Source organism: Anoxybacillus sp. EFIL, from assembly GCF_013096955.1.
GTDB lineage: Bacteria > Bacillota > Bacilli > Bacillales > Anoxybacillaceae > Anoxybacillus > Anoxybacillus ayderensis.
The window spans coordinates 97,877-116,709 of the sequence record NZ_SDLH01000003.1; the positions used below are offsets into that span (position 1 = coordinate 97,877).

The window sequence follows — 18,833 nt, forward strand, 5'->3', positions numbered from 1 at the left end:
GTCAATCCCCCCTTAGTTTCTTAACGGTTTCCCTTTCACAAGCATATGTTGCATGCGCGCTTGTGTTTTCGGCTCGCCGACAAGGCTTAAAAATGCTTCGCGCTCTAAATCAAGCAAATATTGTTCGTCCACTTCTGTTCCGTACGGTACGCTGCCACCAGCAATAACGTAAGCAAGTTTTTTCGCAATTTTTAAATCGTGCTCTGAGATGTAGCCGGAATGATACATTCCTTGCGCACCAAGCAACAACGTCGCATAGCCTGTTTCCCCGACAACCGGAATTTTTTTGCGCACCGGTGGTTTGTATCCGCTCTCATATAACGCTAACACCGCTTGTTTTGCGTCATGAATGAGATGATCGCCATTGATCGAAATGCCATCTTGTGCATTTAAGAAATTCAATTCACGCGCTTCCGCGGCAGATGTTGATACTTTCGCCATCGCAATGGTTTCAAACACTTTATTTGCAACTTTTTGTAGATCAAATTCCACACCGTTCGGCATGCCGCTCAAATGTTTAATATACAGCTCTTTATTTCCACCGCCACCCGGAATGAGACCGACACCGACTTCGACAAGTCCCATATACGTTTCAGCGGATGCTTGAATGCGTGAAGCTGGCAAGCAAATTTCCGTTCCGCCGCCAAGCGTCATCGCAAATGGCGCCACGACAACTGGTTTTGGGCTATATTTAATATTCATCATCGCTTGTTGGAATTGACGAACGACCATTTCAATTTCAAAATAGTTGTCATCTTGCGCTTCCATTAAAATCATCGCAAGGTTTGCACCGACGCAGAAGTTTTTTCCTTGATTTCCGATAACAAGTCCTTTATAGTTGCGGTCAACTTCTTCTAACGCATAGTTAATCATTTGAACAATATCAAAACCGATCGCATTGTTTGGTGAATGAAACTCAAGTAACGCCACATCGTCACCGAGGTCGATCAAGCTTGCACCACTATTTTTCTTAATGACCCCTTTTTGTTCTTTTAAGCGCTGAACATGGATGACTTTTTCGTTTTCTTCAACCGGTTTATATTGCCCACGGTCGTAATATGATACTCGGCCATGTTCGTGTTTATAAAACGTTTCATGTCCGCTTGCCAACATTTGTTCTACCCACGATGGGACTTGGCGACCTTCGGCTTTCATTTTTTCAACAGACTGCTTCACGCCGATTGCATCCCACGTTTCAAAAGGACCGAGCTCCCAGCCAAAGCCCCATTTCATCGCACGGTCAATCGCTACGATGTCATCTGCAATTTCTCCAAGCAGCTCAGCCGAATATAATAACGTTGGACTTAAAATGTTCCAAAGCAATTGCCCTGCCCGATCGTTCGCATATACAAGCGCTTTCAATTTATTCGCTGTCCCTTTTGCCTGCTTGCTCATTTCAACAGACGGTGCCTTTAATTTTTTCGTCGGTTCATACTCAAGCGTTTCGTAATTTAATTCAAAAATGTCTTTTCCTTTCTTGTAGAAAAATCCTTGACCAGATTTGCTGCCAAGCCACCCCTTTTCCACCATTGTTTTCATAAAAGATGGAACAGTAAATACTTCTTTTTCTTCACCTTCTACTTTTTCAAACACATTGTTGGCCACATGAATAAACGTATCTAACCCAACAACATCAAGCGTGCGAAACGTTGCACTTTTTGGGCGGCCAATTAACGGACCTGTCACAGAATCGACTTCACCTACGCTATAGCCACCTTTCATCATTTCGCGCACAGTGACAAGCAAGCCGTACGTTCCGATCCGATTGGCAATAAAGTTTGGCGTATCTTTCGCAAGAACGACTCCTTTTCCGAGCACGTTTTCACCAAATTGTTTCATAAACGCAACAACCGATGGATCGGTATGCTTTGTCGGAATGACTTCTAGTAGTTTTAAATAGCGTGGCGGATTGAAAAAGTGCGTGCCTAAAAAATGCTTTTTAAAATCGTCCGAGCGTCCTTCCGCCATTGCTTCAATGGAAATGCCAGATGTGTTCGAGCTGACAATACTTCCTTGTTTTCTTACTTCATCCACTTTTTCAAACACACTTTTTTTCACATCAAGCCGCTCAACAACGACTTCAATAATCCAGTCACATTCTGCTAAACGGTGAAAATCGTCTTCAAAGTTACCGACTTCAATGAACGCTAAATTTTCTTTCGACATGAGCGGTGCTGGCTTTTGCTTCATTAAACGTTCGACCGCTTGATTGACAATGCGATTGCGTACTTGTTTATGTTCAAGCGTCCACCCTTTTGCTTTTTCTTCGGCTGTCAACTCTTTCGGTACGATGTCTAACAACAATGTCGGAATGCCGACGTTTGCTAAATGTGCCGCAATCCCCGATCCCATGACACCGGAACCGAGAACAGCTGCTTTTTTAATTCGCATTCTCCTTCCCCCTTATCCCGATTGAATGAATGGTCATTCATTTTTCCTTTATCTTAAATATAAATTATATTTCAAATTTTCGCAACAAATAAATGTAACGAATTTTGTCAACGATTTAGGAAATGATACGAAAGGAGGTGAATGGCGATGAAAATGAAAAAACACCCATCGAAAGCAGGTGTAAGTGCTGCAAGCGTAAAAGGAAATGCAGGACCAACAGTGGAACGTGATGGTGGCGGAAAAAAGACGAGCCAAAATCAACAATATGGAAAAGAAAATATGGGGAATGAATAAAGGTGGGATGCGCCCACCTTTATTTCTTTAATATACCTTTTAACACAAATGCCACATTTGCTGGGCGTTCCGCTAAACGACGCATAAAGTAGCCATACCAATCGGTTCCGTATGGAACGTAGACGCGCATCGTATATCCTTCGCGCACTAATTGTTCTTGGCGCTCCGGGCGAATGCCGTATAACATTTGAAATTCAAATTGATCATTTGGAATGTTATGTTCTTTCACGAGCTGTTTCGTGTATTCGATAATCGCATCATCGTGTGTGGCAACAGCTGTGTAGTTGCCATTTAATAAATGCATTTTAATAATCTTTTTAAAGTTTTCATCTACATCTTTTTTATCTGGAAAAGCTACTTCTGGTGACTCTTTATACGCCCCTTTCACAAGGCGCAAGTTTGGATGATACGTATTTAAATCTTCAATATCTTTTTCTGTGCGATACAAATATGCTTGCAATACCGTTCCGACATTGTCATACTCTTTTTTCAACTGCTTAAAAATATCGATCGTTTTTTGGCAACGAGAATAGTCTTCCATATCAATTGTCACAAATACCCCGTGGGCTTTTGCTTCATCTAAAATGCGACGCATATTTTTCATCACAAGCTCATCGGAAATGTCCAATCCCATCGATGTCATTTTTAGCGATAGTTGTGAATTTAATTTATTTTCACCAATCGCACGAATCGCCTCAATCGAATGGTTCGCCATTTCATTTGCTTCTTGTTCATTATCAACAAATTCCCCTAAGTAGTCGATGGTGACCGCTAGTCCTTTACGATTGAGTTCTTTAATCACGTCTACTGCACGTTCAATCGTTTCCCCCGCTACAAAACGCGACGCCCCGAAACGAAGACCGTACCGCTTCGCCAATTTTGTTAACGTTTTGTTTTTTGACAAAAATAAGAAAAAGTCGCGCATCAATTGTTCCATTGTTGTTTACCCCCTTTGCAAGCGCATCCACCCGTATTGTAACACGTTTTCAATCACTTGAATATGTTTTTGTCGAATAGTCATATTTTTTGTCTACACACGTATAACTATACGGCACGTGGGCAATATACAGTCGAACATGATTTTACATGGAGGGATGATCATGCAACAACAAATGAATACACAACAACATGCGATGATGGCTCAACCACCTGAAATGATTTCAACAAAAGACGCCCTTTATTTGACAGATGCCTTATCATGGAATTTACTTGCGATGAAAAAAGCTCATTTTTTTGCTTCTCAATGCCAAGATCAAGAAATTAAACAGGTGATTGAGCGTGTCGGACAAATGCATCAACGCCATTATCAACAACTGTTACATCAATTACAGCCATCCGCACACATGCAATAAGGAGGACATAACGATATGAAAGTGCAAAATACTGAAACACAAATTCCGAAAACACCACAAATGAACGATCGCGATTTTATTAATGATATGTTATCAACTGAAAAATATATGACGGATAGTTATTGTACATTTTTAAACGAAGCAAGCCATCAACATTTGTATGATGAAATTTTGCATATGTTCACCGAAACACAAAATTGCCAACGTGAATTGTACAACTTAATGTTTAAAAAAGGTTGGTATGCGCTTGAACAAGCAGATCAACAAAAATTACAACAATCATATCAACAATTTCAAGGATACGCGAGCCAATTCCCATACAACAATATGATGCAATAACAAAAGCCGGCTGCTTATGCAGTCGGTTTTTGTTATACGCCCAACCATTGGACAAATGCCCTGCATACATTATCAATGTAATGAAGAATGTATAGGGAGGGAATGCTCAATGTATGGTCGCAGACCGTTTTTCGGCTTTTTTGGTGCACCGTTTTTCGGAGGCTTTTTAGGTGGATTACTTGGTAGCGCATTAACGCCTTATCCGTTTTATCCACCACGCCCATATTACTACCCACCACGTCCATATCCGTTTTACCCATATGGCGGCGGATGGTACTATTAAGCATAAAAAGCTAAGGAGCACTAGCTCCCTAGCTTTTTTCTATGCTTGAAAAGAAAGGGCAACTTCATATGAAAACATTTCGTTTCCAAGCACATAGTCAGGACGATCTTTTGCTTTTTGCTCATGCGCTTTACGAAATGCCTCACTTTGCGTCCAAGCCTCGAACGATTGTTTGTTCTCCCACGTAGTGCATACACGTACTTCATCATAATCTTCAAGCCCTTGCGTCACATGCAATTCTAAACGAATAAACCCAGGTGATTGTTCGATACCTTTTCTTTCTTTAAATCGCTCAACAAGTTGTGAAGCATATCCTTTTTTTACACGAATCGCATTTGTAACAACGTACATGTGTCATCTCTCCCTTTTATTTTTTTGAAATTACGAATGGATCAGCAGTTACTTTTTTCCCTGCATACTCAACTGCATATACAACAGACTGCTCTTCATCTTTTTCCGAGATCATCGGAACTACAATGGTAGCTACTGTTCGGTCTTCACTTAACGTAATCGTTGCCGGTTGGACAACTTGCTCCTCCCCTTTATTAATCGCGACCGTTATTTTCATATTTGCTGCGTTTAATGAAGAAACAGGAATATCAAAATATAACGTAAGCGCACCGTTCGTTGCTTCTACATAATCTAGCTCAGCTACAGGAGGCGTAATTAAATCGTTATACACTTCGGATAAGTTGTTATATTCATTTGTCAAATCTGCCCGGAACGTATCCGATAGCTTTGATAATAATGCATTGACTGCATCAAGCACTTTTTTCGCTTCAGCGAGCTTCCCATCTTCGAGGTATTCATTCGCTTTTAATAGTTGCTCGTACACCTTCACATCATTTGCATATTTATCATAGAGCGCCTTACTTTTTGAAAATTCTTCTAAAAGCAGTTTTCGAACATTCGCTTCGGACACGTTGTTATATACACGAAGCTGACGATTTTGCACGTATACTTGCAACTGTTTATGCGCCGCTTCCAACGCATCCATATCTTCATCAACAATTGCTTGCTCCAAAGCCGTTCTCATCTTTTTAGATCCTTCAAATACAACAGACGCATTCAAATACGGAATGACTCGTTTAGCCATATACGTTTTATACGCACCATCTAACTCACTAACATATTTCTTTTTCTCTTTCCCAGCAGACTTTTGAACAGCTTGTTTCGCTTGTACATATAACTGATGGGCCTTTTTATACTCAGCTAAAACGGTCGCATGTGGCGGGATGCTCCCTGTTTTTTGAACATACGCTGTATACGTTGTATGGGCTTTTTTCATTTGCGCTTTCGCTTCATTGACGATGGTAGCCACATTCGTTTTCGCTTCTGAAACAATCGGTTGAAAAGAAAGAAGCAAACTGAACATGATAAAACCGATGACCGTCATATTTATAATTTTTTTCGTACTCATTGCCCCTCAAGTCTCCCTTCCTCATTTTTATCAACAATTACATGCGTAAATCGTTCACCGTTTAAATCGACATCAAACGCTTGCCCAAAACCAACAACGTAACGTCCCTCCATTGGAGTAAGTTGAAAAAGCGAAAAATCAATACTTCGCAATAAACGAATCATCGGTTTGCCGTGAATGTCCTCAAACTTAGCAAAAATATGATCATTTCCGTTGTTACCAATGTGCGTTGGCTTACACGTGAATCGAACGCGCTCTCGTGCAAACAAATTGGTTGATGTTGCTTCATCAGCAATCAACAATACAGAAACTCGCTCGTTACGTTCTATATATTGGAAATGTTCAGCCGTTCGGCTAATAAAAATGTAAAAATGACTTTCGTCTATCACAAAGGGGGCATAACTAATAAACGGCTCACCATGGTCATTTATTGTACTGATCATCATTGTTTTACATTGTTTCACAAATTGCACATAGCGCTCTCTTTTTTTCTCTTCCAATGTTTTCTCACCTTTTCTACGTTAAGCATGGAATGTGACACGTTTTTCGGATAGGAATAAAAAATGGCTTATCCCCTTCATAACGGATATCGACATCAATACCGAATATATCTTGAAACATTTGTTTGCAAATGACGCATTGTGTGCGATCATCATATTGAATCTTCCCGTCTTTCATTACAATCATTCGATCGCTGTATTGTGCTGCTTGATTAATGTCATGTAAAACCATAACGACTGTCATACCTAATTGGTCATTCAACATTTGAATGAGTTCCATCACTTCTAATTGATGGGAAATATCTAAATATGTTGTCGGTTCATCAAGCAACAACACTTCAGGCCGTTGTGCCAACGCCATCGCAATCCATGCACGTTGACGCTCTCCACCAGACAAAGAGTGTAAAAATCGGTATTCATACGATTGCAAATTTGTCATTTCTAATGCCCAACGAATCACTTTTTCATCTTCGTCGTTTAACGATTGAAACCAACCTTTATGAGGGTTTCGACCAAACTCGACAAGTTCTCGAACCGTCATATCCAATTGATGATTGTTCGTTTGAGGCAACATCGCCATTTTTTTAGCGATCGCCTTACGACTTAACGTATGAATTTCACTTCCATCTAGTAAAACGGTTCCACCGATTGGCTTTAACACATGTGAAAGGAGACGAAGGAGCGTCGATTTTCCTGAACCGTTCGGGCCAATCAAGCTGACAATTTCTCCTTTTTGAATGTCAATATGAACATCTTCAATTGAAAAATGCTCCGAGTGTTGATACGTAATATGTTTAGCCGAAAGCACGCACATTCCCCCTTTTATGGAGAATATATAAGAAAAACGGTCCACCTAAAAATGAAAGCAACAACCCGACTGGCAATTCAATCGGATCAAACCAACTGCGCGCAATCGTATCAGCAAACACAAGAAACACCCCGCCCCCTAGTGCTGATAACGGCAACACAAAACGATCATCGCTTCCAACAATAAGTCGAATCATGTGTGGAACGACAAGACCAATGAAACCAATTAATCCAGAAACACTGACCGCAATACCTGTTAAAAATGTACTAATGACAATTAAAAAGAATCGAGAACGTTCCACATGATGCCCTAACAGTTTCGCCATCTCATCTCCTAAATGGAGAATGCGAATGTGCCGAATAGCAAGAAGCGACAAAATCAATCCTGGGATGCTATAAAGCACTAACAATTTTGCCTGCTCCATCGTCGCCCCTGAAATGACGCCTGCCATCCAAGGAAGAACCGCTTGCACGCGATCGCTATACAACAACATAATCGCACTCATCGTTGCACCAATAATGGCGTTAATGGCAACACCGACTAAAATAATTCTTGCAATGGATGAACCACCTTGCCATGCTAAAGCGTAAATAAGCATCGCTGTGACAAATCCTCCGATAAACGCTGCAAGCGGCAACAAAATGATATATTGCGGCAGTACAATCGTAATAATGACTGCCATTAACGCCGCTCCTGACGATACACCGATAATACCAGGGTCAGCAAGTGGATTTTTCATTACCCCTTGCATAATCGTTCCCGAAACAGCTAAACACATGCCTACAATTAAGCCAACGATCGTTCTAGGCAATCGTAAGTCCCATACGATCGTATAAAACATCGAATCTTTTTCCCCTGTAAGCCCTTCCCAAACTTCATGCAATTGCAACTTTACACTTCCTGTAACGATCGAATATAAGCATACAAATACAATAGAGATGAGAAGAAAAACGAACGTCCATATTCTTCTTTTTGTATAAGGATGTTTTCTTTCCTGTGTGTCACTAACAGTCATGTTATCCCTCATCTATTACTTTTTCATTTTTGCCCGCACTTTTAATAACTCTTTATTCATATGATCTAATGCGTCTGTAATTTTCACTCCAGGGCTTGCGGCAAACAGTTCACTTGGTAAAAAGATGACGTTTTTATTTTTCACCGCTTTCAAGTTACGCCATGAACTTGTTGACATTAACTTAATCATTGCTTTTTTTGTTTCAGCATGGTTCGCATGTGTAATGATGAAAATTACATCTGGATTGCTCGCGATAATGCGTTCCGTACTTAAATTAGCGTATCCAGGATAGTCTTTCAGTTGCGAAAAGCTTGCTGCAATATTTTCTCCACCAGCTTTCGCTAATACATCACCGGAAAATGATGTCGGTAAAGCGACAAGGGAACTAGCCCCTGAACCGAATAAAATAACAGCACGCACTTTTGTTTTCGTTTTACTATATTTTTTTACTTTACTATCAATCTTTCCAACTAACACTTTCGCTTTTTGTGTTTTGTTAAACAATTTTCCTAGTAGCGTAATAGACGACTTAATATCATCCACGGAGCTACCAGAAGTGATAACGACTTTCAATCCCAATGATTGTGCTTTTTGAATATGCCCTAAAAAAGATGCCCCCGCAATCACTACATCCGGCTGTAAACTAACGATTTTTTCGAAGTTTGGTTGATGAATGTTTCCTACTTGCGGAACAGATTGTAAACTTGCATCCACAGGTGTAGCAGAAGTCGGTCGCCCTACGACTTGTACACCAAGCGCTTGAAGCGTATGTAAATCCCCCGGACTTAATACAACAACACGCTCGGGTGTACGATCAAACGTCACGGTTCGCCCGGCTAAATCTTTAATGGTTAACTCGGTCGATGCTTCAGCCGTCCCACCGTTGAAAGCAAACAATCCGACAAGCAAACATAAAGACAGGACATAAGAAAATAATTTCCTCATTTCCCTTTCTCCTTTCTAATGATTATCATTATCATTTACAAATAACATAATAATCGATATTGATAATCTTTGTCAATTAGTTTTTTTCGTATATAAAAAAGTTATAAACGGTAGAAACATACCCAAAATAAAAAACGACCGCCAACGCAGTCGTTTTCCTCTTTACTAAGTATGGAGACGGTGGGAGTCGAACCCACGTCCAGAGATATCGCCACTTAAGCGTCTACGAGCGTAGTCGGTATATTTTTATTTCGCCGCTTCTTCCGCCTACCGACAGGCATCCGAGCAGCTAGTCTGATTGATCTCTTCCCTCGTCCTCAGACGGCGGACTTAGGCGTAGCCCACTTGGTATGAACCCCTAGGCCGCCACATGGACGATGGCGGTAGGAGTTAGCCGCGTTAATTAAGCAGCTAAAGCGTAGTTTTCTTTGCCAGTTATCTTTAAGTGACGTTTTTACGAGGACGATCCCCTCGGCTCGCAGCTTAAGCTCGATCTACCCCTGTCGAATCCGTAACGTCCCCGTATAAGAGAAACGTACGAAGGAAGCTTAAGCTTTTATAACTGGCTGACATCATTTATTATAGCACATTCTCGCTCATTTGCAATTGTAACTTCTTGGATTATTTCTGACGTTCACGAAATGCACGTTCTACTTCGCGTTGCGCTTCTTTCTTTTTCATATCTTCCCGTTTGTCGTATTTTTTCTTTCCTTTTCCGACCCCTAACAACAATTTCGCAAAGCCATCTTTAATGTATAGTTTTAACGGCACAAGCGTATAGCCTTGCTCTTTCGTATAACCGATAAGCTTATTAATTTCACGGCGGTGAAGCAATAATTTGCGCGTCCGCAACGGATCGTGATTGTAGCGATTACCTTGTTCGTACGGACTAATATGCATATTATGCAAAAACACTTCACCTTTTTCCACTTTTGCGAATGAATCTTTCAAATTCACTTTTCCAGCGCGAATCGACTTAATTTCCGTTCCTTGCAACACGAGTCCTGCTTCGTACGTTTCTTCGATAAAATAATCGTGATGGGCTTTTTTATTTTGAGCAATGAGCTTTCCTTCCCCTTTTGGCATTTGTTTCCCTCCCTTCAGACAACGAATATTTTAACAAAAATGATAAGAAAGGAAAAGCCTCTACTGACGAGGCTTTTCTTATCGTTTTTTCTTTTTCTTCTTCTTTTTCATGTCTGGTATATCTTCATAAAACTTTTTCTTTTTCTTCGTTTTTTTCGTTGGCCATTCTTCTTCTTTTTTCTTTTTCCGTTTTCCTTCAATGACGACAGGAGCTGCTTTCGGTTGTTTGTTTTTCCGACCTTTCATGCCGACAATTTCAAAGTCGACAATGCGCTCCTCTTTATTCACATTAATGACCCGCACCGTAATTTGATCGCCAATGCGATATACTTTCCCCGTTCGCTCACCAATCATCGCATAATGTTGCTCATCGTAATGGTAGTAATCATCTGTTAAATAGCTGACGTGCACAAGCCCTTCGACTGTATTTGGCAGTTCAACAAACAGTCCAAAATTCGTCACGGAACTAATAATGCCGTCAAACTCCATGCCGATTTTATCTTCCATAAACTCGGTTTTCTTCAAATCATCTGTTTCACGCTCTGCTTCGACGGCACGGCGCTCCATATTCGACGTATGTTCCGCAATTTCCGGAAGCTTCTCCGCCCATTTTTGTTGCGTTTGTTCGTCGATTTGCCCATGAATTAAATATGTGCGAATAAGACGATGGACGATTAAGTCTGGGTAGCGACGAATCGGCGACGTAAAATGCGTATAAAATTCCGTTGATAGTCCGTAATGCCCGAGGCTTTCGGCGTCATAGCGCGCTTGCTTCATCGAGCGAAGCATAACGGTTGACACGACCATTTCTTCCGGCTCGCCGCGCACCGCTTCTAACACTTCTTGCAAGGCACGAGGATGAATTTGGTTTCCTGTTCCTTTGACAATATAGCCGAAATTCGTAATAAACTCTAAAAAGCGCTGCAATTTTTCAGGCTTCGGATCTTCATGCACACGGTAAATAAACGGCACGTTCATCCAGTGAAAATGTTCAGCAATCGTTTCATTTGCCGCAAGCATAAATTCCTCGATTAATCGCTCCGCAACAGAACGCTCACGCAAAACGACGTCATACGGCTTGCCGTTTTCATCGACGAGCACTTTCGCTTCTTTAAAGTCAAAATCAATGGCACCGCGTTTCATGCGCTTGTTTCGTAAAATATCGGCTAACTCTGCCATTAACTCAAACATCGGCACAAGCGGAGCATACTTTTCTCGAAGCGCCTCGTCTTTATCAACGAGAATGCGGTTCACATCGGAATACGTCATTCTCTCTGTCGTGCGAATGACACTTTGGAAAATTTCATGTTGAACGACTTCGCCACGATCGTTAATTTCCATCTCGCACGATAACGTTAACCGATCGACTTTCGGATTTAATGAACAAATACCGTTTGACAGTCGATGCGGAATCATCGGAATGACGCGATCTACTAAATAAACGCTCGTTCCACGCTCGTATGCTTCACGGTCAATCGGTGATCCTTCGGTGACGTAATGGCTTACATCCGCAATATGAACGCCGAGTTTGTAGTTTCCGTTTTCTAATTTCGTCACCGTCACGGCATCGTCTAAGTCTTTTGCATCTTCCCCGTCGATCGTGACAATCATCTCATTGCGCAAGTCACGGCGATCTTTTATCTCCTCTTCAGAAATGGTATCAGGAATGCTGTTCGCATGTTCAAGGACGTCTTCAGGGAATTGAAGCGGCAATCCATGTTTATGAATAATGGATAAAATATCGACCCCAGGATCGTTTTTATGTCCTAAAATTTTAATAACTTCTCCTTCTGCGCTTATGCGTCCTTCCGGATACGTCGTGAGGCGGACGACAACTTTATGCCCCTCCACTGCGCCGTTTGCGGCATGTTTCGGAATAAAAATATCGTTCACAATCTTTTTATCGTCTGGAATGACAAAGCCGAAGTTTTTACTTTCTGTATACGTGCCGACAACTTCTGTAATGCCACGCTCAATAATGCGGACAATCGTTCCTTCTTGACGCGCCCCCGTTGCTTGTCCGTTTACACGCACGAGAACGGTATCACCGTGCATCGCATTTTTCAGCTCTGATGGTGGAATAAAAATATCGTCAAGCGTTGGATCTTCTGGAACGACAAACGCAAATCCTTTCGCATGACCTGTCACTTTGCCGCGAATTAAGTTCATTTTCTCCGGTAGCCCGTAGCGATTGCTTCTTGTCCGAACGATCAGCCCCTCTTCTTCTAACGCCACAAGTGTTTTGACAAGTTCTTTAAACTCAGCGGCGTCTGTAATATGAAACGCTTCTTCTAATTCTTGAACCGTAAGCGGTTTATACGCTTCATCGCGCATAAATGCTAATAATTTTTCCTTCATTTACTTCCTCCTTTCGAGGATTACCAATCTAATGATTCTAAAAATGTATAAATGTCTTCGTGAAGCTGTTCTTTTTCTTTATCAAGCGTAATGACGTGTCCTGACTCCTCATACCATTTGATTTGTTTTACGGGAGATTCGACGCCGTTATAAATAATATTTGCACTATCTGGGTTAATCATGTCATCATGACGCGCTTGCACGACAAAAACAGGGGCATAAATATAATCAAGATGATCGCGCACATCGGCGATCAGTTGTTGTAGTGCTTTCAGCGTTTTCATCGGCGTTTTCGCAAACTCGGTCATTTCTTGCTCGATTTGCTCCTCGCTTTTTCCTTCCCGCTTTTTATATTCGCGGGCGTACGCTAAAACTCCTTCATACATCGTCTGCTCGCTTTTAATATACATCGGGGCGCACATCGGCACGATGCCCACGACAGGAACAGTATAGCCAAGTTTTAACGAAAACACACCGCCAAGTGACAATCCAACGACAGCGATTTTTTCATGGGTTTGTTTTAAATATTCATAAGCGTTCATCACATCTTGCCACCAATCTTCTGGACCGGTATGAACGAGCTCTTCTGGCGGCACACCATGTCCTTTGTAAATTGGGGCATGACACGTATATCCTTTTGATTGTAAAAAACGACCGAGCATGCGCACGTCGGCAGAGTTTCCTGTAAATCCGTGCAATAACAATACTGCCCGTTCACCTGCTTCAAACGTAAACGGTTGTGGTGCAACTAGCTTCACAACAATTCCTCCCTTCTCCATGAAAAAAGCGATCCGCATCGCTGGACCGCTGTTACAGTTCAAAATAAGTGACAGCTACTGTTAATACGAAAAACAACACGGCAAGAACAACAGTCACACGGTGCAACACCGCATCAATCCCGCGTGCTTTCTGTTTGCCGAACAATTGTTCAGCCCCGCCTGTAATCGCACCCGAAAGCCCTGCGCTTCGACCGGATTGCAATAAAACAACCGCAATCATTCCGATCGAAACAATAACAAGCAACGTAACAAGAAACGTATGCATACTTTACACCTCCAACGACGCACATCAATCACAATAGTTTTATTTTAACATAACAACATTCATTTGTACAACGGACGAAAAGATACAGGATAAAACTTTATCAAAAATATTAGACAAATCAACATGCTATAAAAGCGGCAGAAAGATTGCAAAATTTGTCGAAAACATCTCGTTGCCCCCCATAAATCTCATGTTATAGTAAATATGTGAAAACTGAGATGACTTCGACATATGAGAGATGGAGGAACGAGGAATATGTCTTTTTGGGGTTCATTAAATAAATGGGGACATTCAGTCAGTAAAAAGATCGAACAGACGACGAAACATGTTGCCAACGACTTCAAAAAGGTAGAAAAGACCATACAACAAATAGAAAAGAAAGCGGAATCCGTTTCTAAACAAATCGTAAAAGATACAATTCAAATTAGCCAAAAAGCAAAAGAGGCTTTTCAACGAGCAGAGAAACAAATAGAGAAAGCAGGCAAACACATCGCCAATGATGTAAAAAAAGCAGAAAAAGCCGTACATCAAACGGTTAATCATGCGGAAAAGAAAGTGGAGCAAGTAACGAAACAGGCGATAAAAGACACGGTACATATTAGTCAGAAAGCGCAAACAGCGTTTCATGAGGCGGAAAAGAAAGCCGAACGAGTGACGAAACATATCGTTCATGATGTAAAAAAAGCTACATCCGAAGCTGTTCGTTCTGTTAAACAAACGTTGAAAGATACAGAAAAAACGCTTGAACACGGTGTTCACCAACTAGAAAAGAAGACAGGACTTGCCGTTAAACAAGCTGCTCGTAGTATAATGAACACAGGACAACATGCCGAAAAAACCGTTTTGTCCGTAGCGAAACATACAGAACAATCATGGCACAGCTTTAAGAAACATCCGATCGAAAGCACAAAAGAGTTTGTCACAGGTGCAGGGGATGCAGCGTTATCGGATATGACGTTAAACGTTGTACAAAAGCACTCAGATTACAGAAAACATCCGACGGCGTACAAAGCAGGACAAACGTTCGGACATGCGGTAGCAACAATCGCAGGTGTGATGGAAACGACAGGCTCCGTTGCCATTGGTGCAGGCGGGATGTTGCTTAACGCCACAGGAGCAGGGGCAGTCATTGGAACGCCTGCCACTGCCATTGCCGCTGCGGGAGTAGCGCATGGGACAGGACTTGCCACCGCAGGCGGTACAGGCTTTGTGAAAAGTACAAAAGAATTGTATCAGCAAATGAGCCGAAGTGATGGAGTTTCTCGTGGGAGAGGGAAGGAATCGTCAAAAACTTCCATAAAATCTGTGGATGAAGTCTTGAAAGGAGCTAATCCTGGTAGGATTACTAAAGGTAAAGCTATCCAGTATGAAAAAAAAGGTGGTTTCGCTCAAGCTGTCGATGATTTTAACAGCATGGGGGTGACCGATGTAAAAGATATACCAGGCGGTAAGGTAGGAAAATTACCAGATGGACGAACCATAAATGTAAGAAACAAAAGCTCCGATGGTAGGCCGACATTAGAAATTTATGACGGTAAAAAATCAATTAAAATCCGTTACTAAGGTAGGTGTGGAATAATGCAAGAAAAATGGGAGCGATGGGAACCAATAGGTGATTTGTCATTAAAATATTATGTAGAGTCGTTATCAGATAGTATTGAGGGCTTTAAAATTTTGTTGTCTGATGCTTATGATGAAAATAAGAAAGTTGAAGTGATATTTGAAGATTCCGTACATGCATATAGAAGTACAGACGAAAGTTTTAGACAAAGTGTAATAAATAAAATTGATGAGCAGTATGGAACACAATTTTACGCAGAATGGACTTTTTTTAAAGTTGCTAATTCTGAATATATTCAATGGTTATCAGAGCAATCATACGGAATCTCAGAATCAGAATCACTTATACACTTTTGTTTTTTGGCAGGCGACTCGATCGTAGATGTTGTCGCTGCATACGAACCAAAGATAGCGATTATTTAGATATCTCGTGGCGCTATACACATCCAAATTGACATCTTAACCTCTGGTTCATGTAGTACACTCGGAGGCTTGTCACCCCTTCGTTTTGTTTGAGGCGTTGTGAATGTTATTACCTCAATCACGCTTCAAACAATAAGGGTTGCAAGCTTTTTTTATCATTCATTGCGTAAAATCAACGTAACTATTCAGTCACATAATCAAGTATTGGAACGCCTGCCACTGCCATTGCCGCTGCGGGAGTGACCCATGGAGCCACTTTGACGGCAACAGGAAGCACGAACTTCGCCAAAAGTGCCAAGGAATTATATCAGCGAATGAGCCGAAGTGAAGGCTCTTCAGTGGGAGTGTCTAAGGGTAATGTTAAACATACAGGTAAATCTCAACTTGAACAAAACAAAGCTAAAGGAGATGCTTTTGAAAAGGAAGTTGTTAACAAAATATCTTCAGACCCTAATAATATTAATGTAAGACAACAAATAACTGTTAAAACTAAAAGTGGGGTTAGAACAAGAATTGATATTGTTTCTAAAAATAGTCAAACAGGGCAAATACAATGTGTAGAATGTAAAGCTTCCCCTACAGCACCACTAACAAAAAATCAAAAGAAAGCTTTTCCAGAGATTGAACAATCGGGGGCTACAGTTGTAGGAAAAGGAAAAGCTCCTTATACGGGTGGAACCAAAATTCCTCCGACAAAAGTAGAAATTATTCGAAAAAAATAAATTTGGAGTGATGACAAGTGCCGTTACAAAATACTAATGAAGTTGACATTATTAGTTTAAATAAGGAAACAGGGATTGTAACTTTGGGGATTATTGATTCCCTTGAGTGGGAAAATGAAGAGGAACATTTATTACTTCTCCAAGAAAAAATAAATGTATACTTAAGTTTTATTGAAAGCGGAGAAATATATTCTACTTATGAGGATGCAAAAGGGAGAGAGTTCGAAATAAAAATTTATTTCAAAAACAAATTTCCTGATAAATGCAAGGACTTTTTAGAGAAAGTCTCCGAAATTCTTAACGATGCAGGGTACTATTTTAATTTTCAGGTTGGTATATAATATCTTAACTATAGATGAGCAAATTCACTAACATAAATTTACAACTAAACAAAAGAAGAGACATGAACCCAATTCCTTGGTTAGAATAGATGTGCCCACAACTATCCACAAGGAGGTTCATTGATGTTAGTCTATATACATCCAATTTAAAATTTTAACCTCTGATTTACGCAGCACACCCGATGCGACGTAACACCTCATCTGGGTGCTGTAAGACATATTGTTCGAAACGAGTAATCGACTGGGCAATATCATTTTGATCTTTATGCAAGACGTTGGCGATGACTTCATCTTTCAGCCACTTCCATAACCGTTCCATCGGGTTTAACTGTGGAGAATACGGTGGCAAAAAGATGAAATGAAAAGCATCACCTTCCTTGCCATCAAGAAAGGCTTGCACCATCTTGGCATGGTGAATACGTGCATTGTCCAATACAAGCACGAGGAATCGATCTGCATATTTCTCTTTCAACAGGCGCAAAAAGTCGAGGAACGTTTCGGCATTGGCGGATGATGCACGATGAAACACGACATCGCCTCGTTGAACATCGACGGCACCAAAAATGGAAACATGAGCGTGGTGACCGTAGCTCGGCACTTGTTTTTAATTCCCTACTTCTGCCCATGTCGTACGTAGCGCTTGATAAGCACGAACATGTGTCTCATCCACATAAAACAGCATGACATTCTCGGTAATTAGTTTTTTTTTATAAATTCAAGTTCCCTTTGAAATGCAGCTTGACGTTTGGGATCCACTTTAACGAGCTTGTCAGTGGGGCGTGTCCACGATAAACGCAAACGATGCAGCAACTTGCGAATGCCTTCACGTGACATCGAAACGCCGTAGGTTTGTTGGATGTAGGATTGTAAAATACGCGTGTTCCATGACGAAGCAATGCCCCAGCCAGCATCCATAGGTGTAGTAGTTAACACGAGTTGTCTGATTTCTTGTTGTTGTTCTTCCGTCAGAAATGGCACACGACCAGGCGGCAACCGACGATCGAGTAGATGATCGAGCCCACCCTCATGAAAACGTGCAACGTAGAGGGCAACGGATTGACGGCACAGATTGACCATTTTGGCCACATCTTTGCCAAGATGACCTTCCATGACGAGGCGAACGGCAGTCACCCGAACGCGAAGCGAAGCATCTTTGATTTTCGTTCTTGTTTCCGAAGTGTTCGAGGCGTCCAGCCGTGATCATTTGTAATTTTCAGATGTTTCATGTCATTTCAGCTCCTTTTACACATGAGTATTTAGGAGCATTATAGCCATGAAAAAAGGTGTTCATACAGAAGTCATTGCTTTAAAGTGCATGTATATAGTCTCTTACTTACTCTACCTGCTTCTATAGTAGTGTTACCTTTTCCATGCTTAGCAGCCAATAAAATCCTCATAATCTTGGCTGTTTCTTTCGCTTTATAAATTCTATACACTTTAAAAGCAGCACCACCAACAAGCCCTACACCTACAGCAATCGCCGCTGCTTTCCAACCGCCTTTTTTAAAGGCTTTATATCCATCATACGCCGCAAATCCAGCGTTAACTACAAACCAGAAGAAATGCCCATTCGGATCGACCAACATCACCGGATTATTGTTCGCATACGCATACCCATTTTGCGTGAGGATATCGTCCGCATCCCCTGGGTCCGAATCCAAAGAAAGGAACACGCCATGCGTTGGATGATAGTACCGGGCGATCAGATAGTACAGACCCGTTTCTTTGTCATATTGGTATCCCGCATATCGGTATGGGTTTTCCTCCGCCAAAGCGCCGGATTGAGAATGAATATTTCCCCACTCATCGTATTGGTAACGGATCCCGATGTTTCCTTGTTGCTCATTTAGAGTGTGAATCGTCTATTTCTTTCGTTTCAATTTCTTTATTGTGATGTTAATATCGTCTAACAACACGCTTTCACTTAGCCATTTCCAAAATTTCCTTTTTGT

General features: G+C 41.3%; 22 protein-coding genes, 1 other RNA gene and 1 pseudogene. 8 read left to right on the forward strand and 16 right to left on the reverse strand.

Translation table 11 applies throughout. From position 1 onward, the window contains the following. Nucleotides 1–12: 12 nt before the first annotated feature. Nucleotides 13–2,391, reverse strand: coding sequence for a 3-hydroxyacyl-CoA dehydrogenase/enoyl-CoA hydratase family protein (locus ES017_RS06470; protein ID WP_075039413.1), 2,379 nt, complete (start codon nt 2,389–2,391; stop codon nt 13–15). Nucleotides 2,392–2,538: 147 nt separating this feature from the next. Here ES017_RS06470 and ES017_RS06475 point away from each other — a divergent pair, with 147 nt between their 5' ends. Continuing rightward, nucleotides 2,539–2,685 carry a YuzL family protein gene (locus ES017_RS06475; RefSeq protein WP_009362277.1) on the forward strand — a complete coding sequence of 49 codons (147 nt, stop codon included), beginning with the start codon at nt 2,539–2,541 and terminating at the stop codon, nt 2,683–2,685. A gap of 19 nt (nt 2,686–2,704) precedes the next feature. Here ES017_RS06475 and ES017_RS06480 read toward each other — a convergent pair whose 3' ends face one another. Beyond that, on the reverse strand, nt 2,705–3,622 hold the full coding sequence (locus ES017_RS06480) for a proline dehydrogenase family protein (RefSeq protein WP_019417439.1): 918 nt from the start codon (nt 3,620–3,622) through the stop codon (nt 2,705–2,707). A gap of 163 nt (nt 3,623–3,785) precedes the next feature. Here ES017_RS06480 and ES017_RS06485 point away from each other — a divergent pair, with 163 nt between their 5' ends. The 3 genes from ES017_RS06485 (at nt 3,786) to ES017_RS06495 (ending at nt 4,659) form a co-directional block, all read left to right on the forward strand. Then, complete coding sequence (locus tag ES017_RS06485; protein ID WP_026011626.1) at nt 3,786–4,037, forward strand: hypothetical protein; 252 nt, start codon at nt 3,786–3,788, stop codon at nt 4,035–4,037. Nucleotides 4,038–4,052: 15 nt separating this feature from the next. Continuing rightward, the gene (locus ES017_RS06490) at nt 4,053–4,376 is read left to right on the forward strand and encodes a spore coat protein (RefSeq protein WP_009362280.1); all 324 of its coding nucleotides are present in this window, start codon (nt 4,053–4,055) and stop codon (nt 4,374–4,376) included. A 109-nt stretch (nt 4,377–4,485) separates the two neighbouring features. After that, nucleotides 4,486–4,659 carry a hypothetical protein gene (locus tag ES017_RS06495; protein WP_009362281.1) on the forward strand — a complete coding sequence of 58 codons (174 nt, stop codon included), beginning with the start codon at nt 4,486–4,488 and terminating at the stop codon, nt 4,657–4,659. Between the two features lie 39 nt (nt 4,660–4,698). Here the strand turns inward: ES017_RS06495 and ES017_RS06500 are convergent, their stop codons facing one another. From ES017_RS06500 to secG, 11 genes are all read right to left on the reverse strand, one after another. Further along, on the reverse strand, nt 4,699–5,010 hold the full coding sequence (locus ES017_RS06500; RefSeq protein ID WP_021093674.1) for an antibiotic biosynthesis monooxygenase: 312 nt from the start codon (nt 5,008–5,010) through the stop codon (nt 4,699–4,701). Nucleotides 5,011–5,026: 16 nt separating this feature from the next. Next, nucleotides 5,027–6,079, reverse strand: a complete 1,053-nt coding sequence (locus ES017_RS06505; RefSeq protein WP_021093675.1) for a hypothetical protein — start codon at nt 6,077–6,079, stop codon at nt 5,027–5,029. Then, entirely contained in the window at nt 6,076–6,579 is a 504-nt protein-coding gene (locus ES017_RS06510; RefSeq protein WP_021093676.1) for a HugZ family pyridoxamine 5'-phosphate oxidase, read from the reverse strand. Before ES017_RS06510 ends, ES017_RS06505 begins: the two co-directional genes overlap by 4 nt. Nucleotides 6,580–6,595: 16 nt before the next feature. After that, nucleotides 6,596–7,387, reverse strand: a complete 792-nt coding sequence (locus tag ES017_RS06515; protein ID WP_021093677.1) for an ABC transporter ATP-binding protein — start codon at nt 7,385–7,387, stop codon at nt 6,596–6,598. Next, a complete protein-coding gene (locus ES017_RS06520; RefSeq protein WP_021093678.1) occupies nt 7,374–8,402 on the reverse strand; it encodes a FecCD family ABC transporter permease in 1,029 nt (342 codons plus the stop codon). Before ES017_RS06520 ends, ES017_RS06515 begins: the two co-directional genes overlap by 14 nt. Before the next feature lie 15 nt (nt 8,403–8,417). Continuing rightward, on the reverse strand, nt 8,418–9,347 hold the full coding sequence (locus ES017_RS06525) for an ABC transporter substrate-binding protein (protein ID WP_021093679.1): 930 nt from the start codon (nt 9,345–9,347) through the stop codon (nt 8,418–8,420). A gap of 169 nt (nt 9,348–9,516) precedes the next feature. Further along, nucleotides 9,517–9,869, reverse strand: a transfer-messenger RNA (tmRNA) gene (gene ssrA, locus ES017_RS06530). 99 nt (nt 9,870–9,968) lie between these two features. Further along, nucleotides 9,969–10,433, reverse strand: a complete 465-nt coding sequence (gene smpB, locus ES017_RS06535; RefSeq protein WP_003399367.1) for an SsrA-binding protein SmpB — start codon at nt 10,431–10,433, stop codon at nt 9,969–9,971. Nucleotides 10,434–10,511: 78 nt separating this feature from the next. After that, nucleotides 10,512–12,791, reverse strand: a complete 2,280-nt coding sequence (rnr, locus tag ES017_RS06540) for a ribonuclease R (protein WP_171334893.1) — start codon at nt 12,789–12,791, stop codon at nt 10,512–10,514. A 20-nt stretch (nt 12,792–12,811) separates the two neighbouring features. Continuing rightward, the gene (locus tag ES017_RS06545; protein WP_216367482.1) at nt 12,812–13,570 is read right to left on the reverse strand and encodes an alpha/beta hydrolase; all 759 of its coding nucleotides are present in this window, start codon (nt 13,568–13,570) and stop codon (nt 12,812–12,814) included. A gap of 31 nt (nt 13,571–13,601) precedes the next feature. Further along, nucleotides 13,602–13,835 (reverse strand): preprotein translocase subunit SecG, encoded by a 234-nt coding sequence (gene secG / locus ES017_RS06550; protein ID WP_009362284.1) that lies wholly within the window; start codon nt 13,833–13,835, stop codon nt 13,602–13,604. A gap of 255 nt (nt 13,836–14,090) precedes the next feature. On the opposite strand from secG, the gene ES017_RS15755 reads away from it, so the two are divergent. From ES017_RS15755 to ES017_RS06575, 4 genes are all read left to right on the forward strand, one after another. Then, complete coding sequence (locus tag ES017_RS15755) at nt 14,091–15,398, forward strand: hypothetical protein (RefSeq protein ID WP_216367464.1); 1,308 nt, start codon at nt 14,091–14,093, stop codon at nt 15,396–15,398. Between the two features lie 15 nt (nt 15,399–15,413). Next, a complete protein-coding gene (locus ES017_RS06565; RefSeq protein WP_042894442.1) occupies nt 15,414–15,818 on the forward strand; it encodes a hypothetical protein in 405 nt (134 codons plus the stop codon). Between the two features lie 338 nt (nt 15,819–16,156). Then, nucleotides 16,157–16,540, forward strand: coding sequence for a hypothetical protein (locus ES017_RS06570; RefSeq protein WP_171334895.1), 384 nt, complete (start codon nt 16,157–16,159; stop codon nt 16,538–16,540). 17 nt (nt 16,541–16,557) lie between these two features. Further along, nucleotides 16,558–16,881: a DUF6572 domain-containing protein gene (locus ES017_RS06575; protein ID WP_042894435.1), complete on the forward strand. Its 324-nt coding sequence runs from the start codon at nt 16,558–16,560 to the stop codon at nt 16,879–16,881. Nucleotides 16,882–17,047: 166 nt separating this feature from the next. Here the strand turns inward: ES017_RS06575 and ES017_RS06580 are convergent, their stop codons facing one another. The 3 genes and pseudogenes from ES017_RS06580 to ES017_RS16150 form a co-directional block, all read right to left on the reverse strand. After that, nucleotides 17,048–17,479, reverse strand: a complete 432-nt coding sequence (locus ES017_RS06580) for an IS630 family transposase (protein ID WP_042894432.1) — start codon at nt 17,477–17,479, stop codon at nt 17,048–17,050. Between the two features lie 98 nt (nt 17,480–17,577). Beyond that, complete coding sequence (locus tag ES017_RS06585; protein ID WP_483296339.1) at nt 17,578–17,991, reverse strand: winged helix-turn-helix domain-containing protein; 414 nt, start codon at nt 17,989–17,991, stop codon at nt 17,578–17,580. Nucleotides 17,992–18,179: 188 nt separating this feature from the next. Then, nucleotides 18,180–18,731, reverse strand: a pseudogene (locus tag ES017_RS16150) (RHS repeat-associated core domain-containing protein); the annotation flags it as partial. Nucleotides 18,732–18,833: the final 102 nt, after the last annotated feature.

What these genes read in the sequence shown, in the direction of transcription:
- ES017_RS06520 (WP_021093678.1), bottom strand. Translation starts at nt 8,402, where the DNA reads ATGACTGTTAGTGACACACAGGAAAGAAAACATCCTTATACAAAAAGA.
- ES017_RS06470 (WP_075039413.1), bottom strand. Translation starts at nt 2,391, where the DNA reads ATGCGAATTAAAAAAGCAGCTGTTCTCGGTTCCGGTGTCATGGGATCG.
- ES017_RS06525 (WP_021093679.1), bottom strand. Translation starts at nt 9,347, where the DNA reads ATGAGGAAATTATTTTCTTATGTCCTGTCTTTATGTTTGCTTGTCGGA.
- ES017_RS15755 (WP_216367464.1), top strand. Translation starts at nt 14,091, where the DNA reads ATGTCTTTTTGGGGTTCATTAAATAAATGGGGACATTCAGTCAGTAAA.
- ES017_RS06475 (WP_009362277.1), top strand. Translation starts at nt 2,539, where the DNA reads ATGAAAATGAAAAAACACCCATCGAAAGCAGGTGTAAGTGCTGCAAGC.
- smpB (WP_003399367.1), bottom strand. Translation starts at nt 10,433, where the DNA reads ATGCCAAAAGGGGAAGGAAAGCTCATTGCTCAAAATAAAAAAGCCCAT.
- rnr (WP_171334893.1), bottom strand. Translation starts at nt 12,791, where the DNA reads ATGAAGGAAAAATTATTAGCATTTATGCGCGATGAAGCGTATAAACCG.
- ES017_RS06565 (WP_042894442.1), top strand. Translation starts at nt 15,414, where the DNA reads ATGCAAGAAAAATGGGAGCGATGGGAACCAATAGGTGATTTGTCATTA.
- secG (WP_009362284.1), bottom strand. Translation starts at nt 13,835, where the DNA reads ATGCATACGTTTCTTGTTACGTTGCTTGTTATTGTTTCGATCGGAATG.
- ES017_RS06500 (WP_021093674.1), bottom strand. Translation starts at nt 5,010, where the DNA reads ATGTACGTTGTTACAAATGCGATTCGTGTAAAAAAAGGATATGCTTCA.
- ES017_RS06490 (WP_009362280.1), top strand. Translation starts at nt 4,053, where the DNA reads ATGAAAGTGCAAAATACTGAAACACAAATTCCGAAAACACCACAAATG.
- ES017_RS06495 (WP_009362281.1), top strand. Translation starts at nt 4,486, where the DNA reads ATGTATGGTCGCAGACCGTTTTTCGGCTTTTTTGGTGCACCGTTTTTC.
- ES017_RS06505 (WP_021093675.1), bottom strand. Translation starts at nt 6,079, where the DNA reads ATGAGTACGAAAAAAATTATAAATATGACGGTCATCGGTTTTATCATG.
- ES017_RS06480 (WP_019417439.1), bottom strand. Translation starts at nt 3,622, where the DNA reads ATGGAACAATTGATGCGCGACTTTTTCTTATTTTTGTCAAAAAACAAA.
- ES017_RS06585 (WP_483296339.1), bottom strand. Translation starts at nt 17,991, where the DNA reads ATGGAAGGTCATCTTGGCAAAGATGTGGCCAAAATGGTCAATCTGTGC.
- ES017_RS06545 (WP_216367482.1), bottom strand. Translation starts at nt 13,570, where the DNA reads ATGGAGAAGGGAGGAATTGTTGTGAAGCTAGTTGCACCACAACCGTTT.
- ES017_RS06485 (WP_026011626.1), top strand. Translation starts at nt 3,786, where the DNA reads ATGCAACAACAAATGAATACACAACAACATGCGATGATGGCTCAACCA.